Source organism: Paenibacillus sp. J22P165, assembly GCF_059692015.1.
On the sequence record NZ_JCAUAP010000001.1, the window covers coordinates 731243 to 742959 of the forward strand.

The 11717-nt window shown below is 49.3% G+C and carries 10 protein-coding genes; 8 read left to right on the forward strand and 2 right to left on the reverse strand.

The window, feature by feature from the left end:
- Positions 1-246 precede the first annotated feature (246 nt).
- Both AC58QM_RS03200 and AC58QM_RS03205 read left to right on the forward strand, forming a co-directional pair.
- The gene (locus AC58QM_RS03200; RefSeq protein WP_497281286.1) at positions 247-936 is read left to right on the forward strand and encodes a putative endonuclease domain-containing protein; all 690 of its coding nucleotides are present in this window, start codon (positions 247-249) and stop codon (positions 934-936) included.
- 126 nt (positions 937-1062) lie between these two features.
- The gene (locus AC58QM_RS03205) at positions 1063-1326 is read left to right on the forward strand and encodes a hypothetical protein (protein ID WP_497281288.1); all 264 of its coding nucleotides are present in this window, start codon (positions 1063-1065) and stop codon (positions 1324-1326) included.
- Between the two features lie 77 nt (positions 1327-1403).
- Here the strand turns inward: AC58QM_RS03205 and AC58QM_RS03210 are convergent, their stop codons facing one another.
- Entirely contained in the window at positions 1404-2471 is a 1068-nt protein-coding gene (locus tag AC58QM_RS03210) for a LacI family DNA-binding transcriptional regulator (RefSeq protein ID WP_497281290.1), read from the reverse strand.
- Between the two features lie 242 nt (positions 2472-2713).
- On the opposite strand from AC58QM_RS03210, the gene AC58QM_RS03215 reads away from it, so the two are divergent.
- Positions 2714-5830 (forward strand): beta-galactosidase, encoded by a 3117-nt coding sequence (locus AC58QM_RS03215; RefSeq protein WP_497281292.1) that lies wholly within the window; start codon positions 2714-2716, stop codon positions 5828-5830.
- 510 nt (positions 5831-6340) lie between these two features.
- Here AC58QM_RS03215 and AC58QM_RS03220 read toward each other — a convergent pair.
- Complete coding sequence (locus tag AC58QM_RS03220) at positions 6341-6577, reverse strand: AbrB/MazE/SpoVT family DNA-binding domain-containing protein (protein WP_310500548.1); 237 nt, start codon at positions 6575-6577, stop codon at positions 6341-6343.
- Positions 6578-6853: 276 nt separating this feature from the next.
- Here AC58QM_RS03220 and AC58QM_RS03225 point away from each other — a divergent pair, with 276 nt between their 5' ends.
- The 5 genes from AC58QM_RS03225 (at position 6854) to AC58QM_RS03245 (ending at position 11706) form a co-directional block, all read left to right on the forward strand.
- Positions 6854-7708, forward strand: a complete 855-nt coding sequence (locus AC58QM_RS03225) for a sugar phosphate isomerase/epimerase family protein (RefSeq protein WP_497281294.1) — start codon at positions 6854-6856, stop codon at positions 7706-7708.
- Positions 7709-7710: 2 nt separating this feature from the next.
- Positions 7711-8727, forward strand: coding sequence for a Gfo/Idh/MocA family protein (locus AC58QM_RS03230; RefSeq protein WP_497281296.1), 1017 nt, complete (start codon positions 7711-7713; stop codon positions 8725-8727).
- Positions 8728-8745: 18 nt separating this feature from the next.
- The gene (locus AC58QM_RS03235; protein ID WP_497281298.1) at positions 8746-9528 is read left to right on the forward strand and encodes a glucosamine-6-phosphate deaminase; all 783 of its coding nucleotides are present in this window, start codon (positions 8746-8748) and stop codon (positions 9526-9528) included.
- The gene (locus AC58QM_RS03240; protein ID WP_497281300.1) at positions 9518-10699 is read left to right on the forward strand and encodes an N-acetylglucosamine-6-phosphate deacetylase; all 1182 of its coding nucleotides are present in this window, start codon (positions 9518-9520) and stop codon (positions 10697-10699) included. The genes AC58QM_RS03235 and AC58QM_RS03240 overlap by 11 nt, the downstream gene beginning before the upstream one ends.
- A 98-nt stretch (positions 10700-10797) precedes the next feature.
- A complete protein-coding gene (locus AC58QM_RS03245; protein ID WP_497281301.1) occupies positions 10798-11706 on the forward strand; it encodes an AraC family transcriptional regulator in 909 nt (302 codons plus the stop codon).
- Positions 11707-11717 lie beyond the last annotated feature (11 nt).

Genomic DNA, 11717 nt, shown 5'->3' on the forward strand with positions numbered 1-11717 from the left:
GCATCGTGTGATTCGTAAAAAGCAGCGTCCCCGCCGCAGGCCGCACGCTAGCGCACAAAAAATGTGCGCAAGGAGAGGTAGCCCGCCGCCGCCGGCCACCCGCTAGCGCTTCTTGCAAACAAACTATTGCAATTTACCATAATATGGAGTAAATTTTTCATTAAGTCGTGAAGAACACGCCGCTTGCATCGGAACTCGTTTCCAGTGCAAGCGGCTATTTTATTTCCTCAAGGTGGAGAGAAGAACATGGAACAAATAAATAGTGAGATGAGTTTGCAGCTTCGCGTTGCGTACGAATCGTGGATGGCATTACAAATCAGGTCATGCACAGGGGATCGGCGGCTGCGATTGCAAAAAGGTCTGAGTTTCTCTTTAAAGAAATTCATTATCCATGTGTTTTGGCCCGCTATAGGGAGTTTTGATGGTTGGTTTGCTGAGTACGAAGTGACGGATTATAAAGACGGTTTCAGATACCTAGATCTGGCCTGTCCATCCCCCGCTATCAATATGTGCATCGAAGTAGACGACAAGGGAACGCATGGTCATAACGCGGATTCGTATAAATTTTCAGATGATCGCTTTCGCCAGAATGACCTTATCATCGACGATTGGAAGGTACTGCGCTTTTCACTACATAGTATCATGGAGCAGCCTCGCCGTTGCCAACAACAGATGATGCATGCGCTAGCGAAGTGGGGGATGGAATCAAATGTCATCCAACCATCTTTGTCTCCAACGGAACTGGCTATTTTTAAACTTATCGAAAATAAGTCAAAATCCTACTCGCCGATTTCGATAGCTCAAGCAGTGGGTATCGACAGAAATACAGCTGTAAAATACCTTAAGTCTCTTGTTGATAAAGGCAAAGTAATACCTGATGTTACAAATGGTGGTCCAATAAGGAGATATCGCACCAATCGCTCAAGCAAGAGTTAATTTGTGTTAGGTGGTTAAGCGGGCACCTTGTTGTCTCCTGTCTGTAGAGCCTTCCCTTCCTGTATTCTGTTCACCTTTTGAAGTATAATGAAGAAATTACAGTTAGATAGTGAGGTTGAGTGCAGCATGGCGTCCATTGCGGACAAGGTATTTATGGGTTCTTTAATTTTGATGATGGTAGCGGTTGTCGTTAGCGGGGTTGGCTTCCAATTCATAAATTGGAAATCGCAAGTGAACAATGAGCTAGAAGAAGAAACGAAGACGAGCAGTAATCGCAAGAAATCCGTTATGGATCGACAAGATAAAAGTTTGAAACGAATCGGGCGCTCTTACTTATTTTGGATTGCGGTAGCGGGCATGTTGATTTCGATAGGGTTAAGTTATTTATAACGTGTACGTCAAATAGGCAGAAAAAAAGCACGCCGAATGCGGTGTGCTTTTTTGTCATGGTCAAGCTTATTTCCGAATTAGCCGGAATCCCGCGCAATAAACCGCGATGACAGCACGACTTTCTCCACTTGTCTGCCCGGGTGCTGGAGGCGGTAAAGAAGTGTTTCAACGGCTCGAATGCCTAACGCTTCCTTGCCGAGCTCGATGGTGCTAAGAGATGGAGTCGCGTAGGCGGCTGTTTCAATGTTGTCTAGCCCAATGACCTTTACCTGACTCGGTACCTCGAGACCGTGGCGTTTCAAAATAGGCAACAGTGCTAGAGCAAGGTGATCATTGGCGCAAACAAAACCATCAGGCATGGTTTCCTGGGTTAATGCCGCTACTTTACGTTCCAACTGGTGAAGCATGTGGGGGTGGGAGTAGGCGATTTGCCATTTCTTCAAATGATAGTGCTCAGCCGGTCCAGCCATATCCTCGAGTGCCATGCGGCAGCCCCACCAGCGCTCTTTGAAGCTAACGGCGAATTGATCATCGCCAATGAAAATAACACGCTTCGCGGCAGTGGACAGCAAGCGTTGACATGCCATTTTGCCAGCATCCAAATTATTATTAAGCACACTATCCACTTCGATCAGCGGTTCATTATGGTCGATAAGGACGAGCGGAATCCCACTCTGCTTCAATGAAATGACGGATTGCGTTGGAAAAGTTCCTGCTAACAGCTGTCCAATACAATGCGATAGATCAATATAGGATGGGATCTGCAGTTGGGGCTGGTGATTAGGTGCAATAGGGACGATTAGATGCTCATAGCCTAGCTCTTTACTAGCAGTAGCAATACCCGTGAGAACCTTTCCCCAGAAGGGGTTGTCCTGCAAATAGGTAGACTGAATCCAAACCAAAATATAGGGAGTGAATTCAGGCGTCGTGTGCGGACCTTCAATGGTATTAGGGATGACGGATTGATTGGATGAGCGTGCTGCTTGAGTTTGCTGGAGCGTATAGCCCATCGCTTTCGCAGTCTCTTGAATACGAAGCCGGTTCTCTTCGCTAACGCCTGATTTACCTGATAACGCTTGGGAAACCGTATATTTGGACATGCCGAGTCGGTCGGCGATTTGCTGCATAGATACTTTTTTGCTCATGAGAGACATCCTTTATGTTGAAAATACGTTATATACATCGTTCGGAACCTAACAAATCTATTGTTCCTGATAATGTAGGAATTGTCAATGTAGCCTATCTAATAGGTTTGCGAAAAAAAAGATTGACCGCACCAAAGAAAGTGAGTAAATTATGTTCATAATTATGAGTTGTTAGCCTAACAAAAATAACAAAATGCACATAAGAAATTGAAGAAACACACACCGACTTGGAGGATGAAAGCATGCTTACAACGATTATTTTTTACGATCCCACATTTCCTTATGAGGGGATTCGACCCGATGATAAAGCTGTTGCACAACTAGGAGAAATAGGAAAAGTGGTTGGAGCCGAGGGGCTGGAAGAAGCGCTGCAGCAAGGGGCAGATAACTTCATTCATCTACATGGTCGCTACTTCCCGAAGTCAGCGTGGCAGGCAATTCTTACTCATACGCGTAAAGGTAAAGGTCTTGTGCATGTAGGAAGCGCGCCATTCCGAGTACCTGCTTACCTAGGCGCAGAAGGCTGGGAGCTGGAGATTGAGCAGACCGCGTATCACCAGCAGCTGCAAATTCATGAAATTCTTGCCGTGGATGACGCCCCGATTGCTCGTTATTCTGCGAATGCCGAGTTACCATTGCTGGCAGGTAAAGAAGATCTATTTGCCATTCAACCGACCGTTGGATTCGCATTGCATGTAACACGGACAGATGATCATCCAGGTCAAATTGGTTCCAGTGGTCCGATGGATGCTCATTTCACGCCTCTGCTGAAGGGGATCTCGAAGGATGGACGTGAAGTTGCAGCGCCGATCGTACTTCTTGAGAATACGAAGGGGGCATTCGCGGGGGGGCGGTGGATTTTTGCCAATGTGGTCACGGATGAAGCGTTTTGGGGAAATGGTGGAGCCGCGTTAGTAAGTGAGCTAGCTGCATACACGAAGCGAGGCGTAACGGAAATTTGGTTCAAGCCGAACTACGCTTGTTATGATCCGGGCGACCGTGCATCTCTGACGGTTCAATTGCAGACGCTTGCGAATCGTACAGGTGGGACTTCGGAGAATGTGGAGTGGAACTTCCATATTCAAGTAACGAAATCGGGGCAAGCGGCACCGATCTGGACGACGGAATTCCTGATGAACGCGTCGCGAGAGCTCTCTTTTAAAAAGGTAAACATGCCCATTGATATCGAAGCTGGTTACTATACAGCGGTTTGTAAAGCCGTAGCGAATACGGGGGAGACGCACACGTTTAACCAAGGTTTCTGGGGGTATGATGCAGACTTGCTTCGTGAAGGGACGCCGATGTCTTGTGATCGCGACTACTTCTGGAAGGACGGACGTCCGCTTCCGATCGTGGGGATGACGTATATGACGAGTGATGTGGCGAGGAAGTTTTTGTTCTTGCCAAACGTTTCCGTGTGGGATCGGGATATTGCGCAAATGGTCAATGCGGGCATTAACCTGTTGCGTACAGGCGTCTGGTCAGCATGGCGTCAAATCATGTTCGTGGATGGACATCCCTATGAGGAAGTTTTGCGCAGTATCGATGCATTCATTTTGACTTGTAAAAGACATGGCATTGAAGTCACGTTCAATTTCTTCTCGTTTACACCAGAGCTATGGGAGGGCGTAAATCCATATTTGGATCCACGCAGTGTGGAGGCGCAGAAGCGGTTTATTTCTTCCGTGGTGTCCAGACATAAGGAAACGACGAACGTGCATTGGGATTTGATCAATGAGCCGTCGATGTTTAATCCGAACAAGCCTTTTGCTGGGCCGCAGTCGGCACATGATGCTTTCGAGCACGAGGCCTATGTAGCTTGGCTGGAGGAGCGTCATGGGGATATTCGCAAGCTGCAAGAGCGCTGGAATATGTCTCCTTCGGAGTTGCCGAGCTTCGCTAGTGTCCGTTTGCTCAATCCATCCGAGGTGAACATGAGTACGACGGAGACTGTCGAGAAAAAAGGTTCCCCATGGCTGGACTACACCCTATTCACCATGGACATGCACAATCGGTGGGCGAAGGAATTGATCGCGACAATTCGCAGTATCAATCCAGCTCAGCTGGCGACAGTTGGCCAGGATGAGGGCTTAGGAGCGCAGCGGCCATCGCCTTTCTTTTATGCTGAAGCTGTAGATTATACAACGGTGCATACGTGGTGGTTGATGGATCAGCTGGTGTGGGACGGGATTTTCTCCAAGGCGCCGACGAAGCCGAGTTTGATTCAAGAAACAGGCATTATGTATGTCGAGACGGCGGATGGGCGTGCGAAGCGTTCGGAATATGAGCTACGTAATATTTTGGAGCGTAAATATGCTTATGCGTTCTCGACAGGTGGAGCTGGTGCTGTTCAGTGGATTTGGAACATCAACTTCTATATGAACAACATCAATGAGTCGCATATTGGTGCGCTGCGGGCAGACGGGACGGAGAAGCCAGAGGCCGATGTTTCTTATGATTTTGGGGCATTCATGGCAGAGATTCGCGATCTCTTCGTTGGCCGTAAATTAGAGGACGTCGTAGCTGTGTTCCCGTATTCGAATGATTTCTCCACGCGAAAAGTTGCCGGAGACGCAACTGCGAAGCTAACTCGCACGCTGGCTTACGGCATGAATGTACCATTCCGCGGCTTGAGCGAGTATCACTTGGAAGCTTTGGCATCGGATCAACCGAAGCTGATTATCGTGCCAAGCGCACATAACTTCAGTGATGGTGCGCTGGAGACCTTGACAGCGCATGTGCGTGAGAATGGCGGAACACTGCTCTTTACAGGGCCTCTTGGTTTGAATGAGTACTGGGCGCCGGTCGCTCGGTTGACCGATATCGTAGGTGAAACGGTGCTGAGCAACATTGTTCGCGAAGAGGCGATGGTGTTGGACGGCGAGATGGTTCCGGTGTCTTTTGGTGGCGCGCGGATCGCTCAGCTGAACAAGGAAGTTACGCTTGCAGGTGATGGCGGCTGGAACTCGCAGCATGGTGTTGTTCGCAGCTACGCGTTGGGCAAAGGACAATTGATCTGGTGTCCGCTCCCCGTTGAGCTTGGCGAGCGCAGCGAGGTACTTGAGAAGCTGTACACGTATGCGCTGAAAACAGCTGGTGTTGAGGCGGAGCTGAACTGGGTAAAAGGCGGACAGTTGCCAGGGGTTTATGGGCGGAAGCTCAGCTTCGATGCTGGTGCGTTGTTTATCTTCGTCTCGGAGTTCGGCGTGGACACGCAGATCGAAGTGACCGATCCGGCAACAGGACGGAGCTATGCGTTCGAGCTGGAAGCCGAGCGTACAGTCATGTTCGCCGCGAACTCAGCGGGCGAGTTGTTGGCGGTGTATCGACCTGAGCAAGTGCAGGTCGAGGTGAAATAACAATTTGCGTCAGAGACGCTAATTGATGCAATTGATGAAGCCCCTAAATGAGGAAGTTCTCATTTGGGGGCTTTTGCGTGTGGTGGGAGTAGGGAGGGAAGTACAGGGAGTTATGGAAAGTAGAGATGGGCGTGTCAGTTTGGTAAACGATGTGTTTCGGTCGGCGCTAGGTGGTGGATGGGAATGTTGAGGTAGGAGTAGGGAGGTCATTTAGCTAGCTAGCTTTTAAATAGATGGAAAAAGTACAGTTATAATAGGAGTATTTCCTGGAATTTAGTAAATAGATGGAGAATGTACAGCTAATTTGAGCAGGGATTAGTGGTTTCTCGGTTTCTGAAGGATATTAACTGTATGAAATCCATCTATTGGTTCTGATTGGACAAAATCGATAAAAATAGTTACATAAAATCCAGTTAAAATCAGTTCGAGCGGGGGAAGGAGTAGAGGGTCCTCCAATCAGCAAACCCCCTCAGTGTCTTTCACTGAGGGGGTTAGTGCCACGCTATATGATTACGTAATTTGATCAATACAATTGCTGCAAACGAGCTTTCCTTTGAAATACGTCATATCCTCGAAATTACCACAAAATACGCATGCAGGCATATACTTTTTTAATGTGATTCGCTCAGGATCCACGTAAACTTCAATGGCGTCACCAATTTCAATGTGGAGCGTCCGACGCAGCTCAATAGGTAAAACAATCCGTCCCAGTTCGTCCACTTTTCTTACAATTCCCGTCGACTTCATACAACAACCTCCCTTTTTCATGAACCAACGAACTACTTCACCTAGTTACAAAGACTCATATTCTGTATATACATCTATTCCACATATGCACTCAAATCCCTTTTATTTACTGATTGAGTTTTAGATAAAGTTGATAATTTCTGTATCGCTGATGCAAACCGAAAAAAATGTAAACTTAGTTCGATAGAAACGTCAACTTTCCCTAAGACAATCTTGTTATAGTTAAGAAAATAAGAAGAACAGAACGAATTCACAAGCGAAGGTGGAGGTATTTCATTGATTTGGAACCGATTAGGCGTATTAACGGATGAGGTATCTGCTGATTTCGAACAAGCGGTGAAGTGGGCCGCTGAACAGGGCTTGCGACATGTCGAAGTAAGAGTTGTGAATGGCGTCAATGTTGCGGAACTGGGAGATGCTCAGCTCGTCGACATCCGCAAATTAGTAGAAGATCACGGATTATACATTTCAGCGATTGCATCTCCATTGTTCAAATGCGCACTGGATCCGAAGCGATTGGTTGAATCGGGGGATACGTTCGGGCAGAAGGAACAGAGTGTGGAGGAACATTTTAAAAAACTTCATAGGGTTATTGAGATCGCGAAGCTGCTCGGGACATCTCGTATTCGGATTTTCTCGTTTTGGCGGGAGCTTGATCCACAACAACATCGAAATGAGGTTATTCATCATCTAAAAAGGGCAGGAGAGATCGCCGAGCGTGAGGGCGTGATTTTGCTGTTAGAGAATGAGCCATCTTGCAATGGAGGCTTTGCTGAGGAAGTGGCTTCGCTTGTTTCTGGTATTGATTCCCCAGCTGTTAGGGGGCTATGGGATCCAGGGAATGAAGCGTATGGGGCGAAGGAAGCATTCCCGAGAGGCTACCAATTCATGAAAGATACCTTAGCACATGTCCATCTAAAAGATGCTTATATTCGTCATGATGGAACGCCCAAATGTGTGCCCCTTGGCTCTGGTAATGTGCCAATAACAGCTCAGATCAAGGCGCTTGAAGCTGATGGATACACGGGTTTATATACAATAGAAACTCATTTTGTGCCAGATGGCGGCAGTCAGCTGACGGGCACGCGCATGACGCTAGATGCGCTTCGCGCTTTGTTAGAGGAGGTGTAGCGTTGGCTAACTGGAAATTTGGCATCATAGGTTGCGGCTCGGTGGCAGATTTTCATATCGAGGCTATCCGCCAAATCGAAGAGGCAAGCCTGGTTGCGGTAGCCAGCCGTACGGAGGCAAAAGCAAAAGCGATCGCTGAGCGTGAGGGATGCGCTTGGACGACGGACTATCGTGAGCTGCTTGCCAGGAACGATGTCGATATTGTCTGTGTCACAACCCCAAGCGGCAGCCATGCGACGATTGGGCTGGAGGTCGTGAATGCGGGCAAGCATTTGATTATTGAGAAGCCAATCAGCATGAATGTGGTGGACGCGGAGCGGTTAGTGCAAGCGGCACGAGAGAAGAACGTGACACTCTCTGTCATCTCACAGCGTCGATTCGAGGCGCAGAATCAAGCGATTAAACGGGTGCTAGACGAAGGGGCTCTCGGAAAGCTTTTGCTAGTCGAGGTATCGCTGCCCTTCCATCGATCTCAGTCTTATTACGATAGCGCGCAGTGGCGTGGAACGATCGCAGAGGATGGCGGTGCCCTGATGAATCAAGGGATTCACTGCTTGGATTTGCTGCTATGGTTCGCAGGTGAGGTTCACACGGTTTTCGGCAAAGTTGCGACGCAGACGCATGAGATGGAAGCTGAGGATTTAGGGTTGGCCATTTTGCAATTTAAAAATGGGGCATTTGGTACGATCATGGCATCGACCAGCATTCGCCCAGGCTTCGCTGCAACCATCCATTTGTATGGGGAGAAAGGGACGATCAAGCTGGAAGGTTCGACGATTGTCCATTGGACGGTGCCAGGTCGAAGTGAACCGACTTGGACAGAGGAAGGAGCCTATGGCGGTATTACGGATCCACGCAGTATTGCGTCGGATTTCCATCAAAGCCAGTTGTTGGATGTAATGGCTTCTATCGAAGCCGGCGAAGAGCCGCTGGTTACGGGGGAAGCTGGGCTGCGAGCGGTGCGGCTGGTTGAACAGATTTATAAGAGTGCGGCGGAAGGTCGGCAGTTAACTTTATAATACTGGAGGAACTTAACTATGCGTGAGCCACAATTACAGGGGCAACCAGTCAGCCAAGTACGAATCGATGAGTTACAGGTTAATGTATATCAGAACCGGAAAGCATTGGGGCAAGCTGCGGGATTAGATGCAGCCCAAAGGATCAAATCGCTGCTTGCAGAGAAAGCGGCTATTCGCATTATTTTCGCGGCAGCGCCTTCGCAGAATGAAATGCTCGAAACGCTGGCTCAGGATGAAGCGATCGATTGGTCACGGATTACCGCGTTCCACATGGATGAGTACATCGGACTCAGTGAAGAGGCGCCGCAGAGATTTGGAAGGTTTTTAACCGATCGTTTATTCGATCTAGTTAAGCCGGGTACAGTTCACCTAATCAATAGCTCGAATGAAGCGGAGGACGAGTGCAGACGGTATAGCGCACTTTTGGAAGAGGCTCCGATAGATGTGGTCTGCCTCGGTATTGGTGAGAACGGTCACATTGCCTTCAATGACCCTCCTGTTGCTGATTTTGCGGATCCTTTATGGATCAAGCGTGTAGAACTGGATGATATTTGCCGGCAGCAGCAGGTGAATGATGGATGTTTCGGCCGTTTTGCAGATGTGCCTACGCATGCGTTAACCCTGACCATACCAGCGCTGATGTCGGGCGCGCATCTGTTCTGCTCTGTACCTGGTGTTACGAAACATCAGGCAGTTCAACGCACATTGAGCGGATCCATTTCAACCGAGTGTCCTTCGACGATTCTCCGCAGGCATCCGAACTGCACGATGTATCTGGACCTAGATTCCTATGGCCGATAGTACGAGCGTCATTCATGCGCGCCATTATGCTACAGGAGCACCTGTCGCGATTACCGTCCGCAATGGACGGATTGCGACAGTGGAAGCGCTTGCTGCATCAGAATCGGTAGACCTGCCGATTGTCGCGCCTGGCTTGGTTGACCTGCAGATCAATGGCTATGCGGGAAGCGACTTCAACACATTGCCGCTTGAAGCGGAGACGGTCAGTCGCATCGTTCGCAAGCTTTGGCGGGAAGGGGTAACTGCTAGTTACCCCACCGTCATTACGAGCAGTCCCGAGGCGATTGCAAGCGCGCTCGGCAGTATTGCTAGCGCTTGCGAAGCGGATCCGGCGACGGAGCAGGGCATTGCGGGCATTCACCTGGAAGGCCCGTTCATTTCGCTCGACGACGGGGCGCGCGGCGCACACCCGCGTGATGCCGTAAGGCCGCCGGATTGGGACCTCTTCTGCCGCTGGCAGGAAGCGGCTGGCGGACGCATCAAGCTTGTGACGCTGTCGCCGGAATGGCCCGACAGCGCCACATTCATCCAGCGCTGCGTCGATAGCGGCGTGATCGTGTCCATCGGCCACACGGCAGCAGACGCTTCGCAGATAGGGGAAGCCGTCGCGGCAGGCGCTCGGATGTCGACGCATCTGGGGAATGGGGCGCATCTGATGCTTCCGCGCCATCCGAATTACCTGTGGGAGCAGCTGGCGCAGGATGAACTGTGGAGCTGTGTCATTGCCGACGGCTTTCATTTACCGGACCAAGTGCTGAAGGTTGTGCTGAAAGTGAAAGGAGAGCAAGCACTGCTAGTTAGTGATGCTGTAGCTATCAGCGGTCTTGAACCTGGCGTGTACAAGACGCACATTGGAGGCGACGTTGTACTGACCTCAGAAGGCAAGCTTCACCTTGCTGCTGATCCTCGTCTCCTAGCGGGCTCCGCTCAGATGCTGCTGTGGGGCATTGCGCATTTGAATCGACGGGGGCTGGCCGATTTCCCAACAGCGTGGGAAATGGCATCGACACGCCCGGCCCGTTTGATGGGATTGCCTGTCGCAGAGGGCTTATCGATTGGGGCACCGGCCGATTTCGTCCTCCTGGACAGCATTCAAGCGGACGGGCGGATCCCATTGCTACAGACCTACAAAGCTGGCAAGATCGTCTATGATCGAAGCCAGAAGAGCTAATAAACCTGCTATTTTGCGCGTCTGCACAGAAGGGTTGTTCTATTCCGTTAATTGACATATGCTTGAATGAAATATGGCATCGGATAGGTGGTAATCGTATGAGCATGGGGAAGGGAATGTCCTATTTTCAAAGCAAATCCACACTGAAAAAGGAATTTCCTTTTAAAATATTCCGCTACTCCAGCCTAGCGCTGAAGCAGCCCTTGCATATCCACGAATATACGCAGATTGCTTATGTGCTCAAAGGTGTGTGCAACCATCAGCTGCGCGGCAAATCGCTGAATGTCAGCAGAGGGGATATGTTCATCATATCGCCTGGGGTGGAGCACAGCTTGAGCGCGATTGAGGAACGGGAGTTCGAGGTGGTGCTGATTGATTTCCTCCCATATTTGGTGAGGGAGCAGTTGAAGCCTTTCTCGGATACTTTGCAGCCTTTCCTACACAATACGGCTGACGAAATGCCAGAGTTAGGGATCATGCCACAGCCGTGGCTGCATATCGCCAAGCCAAAGCAACTGTTAATGGAGCAGCTTCTTCAAGATATACAGGATGAATTTGAGCATCGTGAAGCGGGTTATGAATATGCCATCTGTACGAGTCTAGTCAAGCTGCTCATCCTTATGGATCGCGAATACCGCAGGGCGCGGCGTAAGCAAAGTGTAAAGTCGACGTCCACGAGCCAGCATCCGATCGAAGAAGTAAAACGATTCATCCATGACAATTACAGTCAGGATATTCCACTTGAGCAAGGGGCATTTCTGGCCAATATGGCTCCAGCTTATTTCAGCACGATTTTCAAAAAAGAAACAGGCCAGAACTTCGTCGATTATGTAAATGAGGTACGCATTGAAAGAGCGATGGAGCTAATTCAACGTAATATGCATACCATTACACAAATTGGCTTTCAGGTTGGGTTTCATCATCTTAGTCATTTCATCCGAACTTTCAAAAAACGAACCGGCATCACGCCTACTGAATATAAGAAAACGTTTGGGAATAACCCCTAAATTTGATGAAG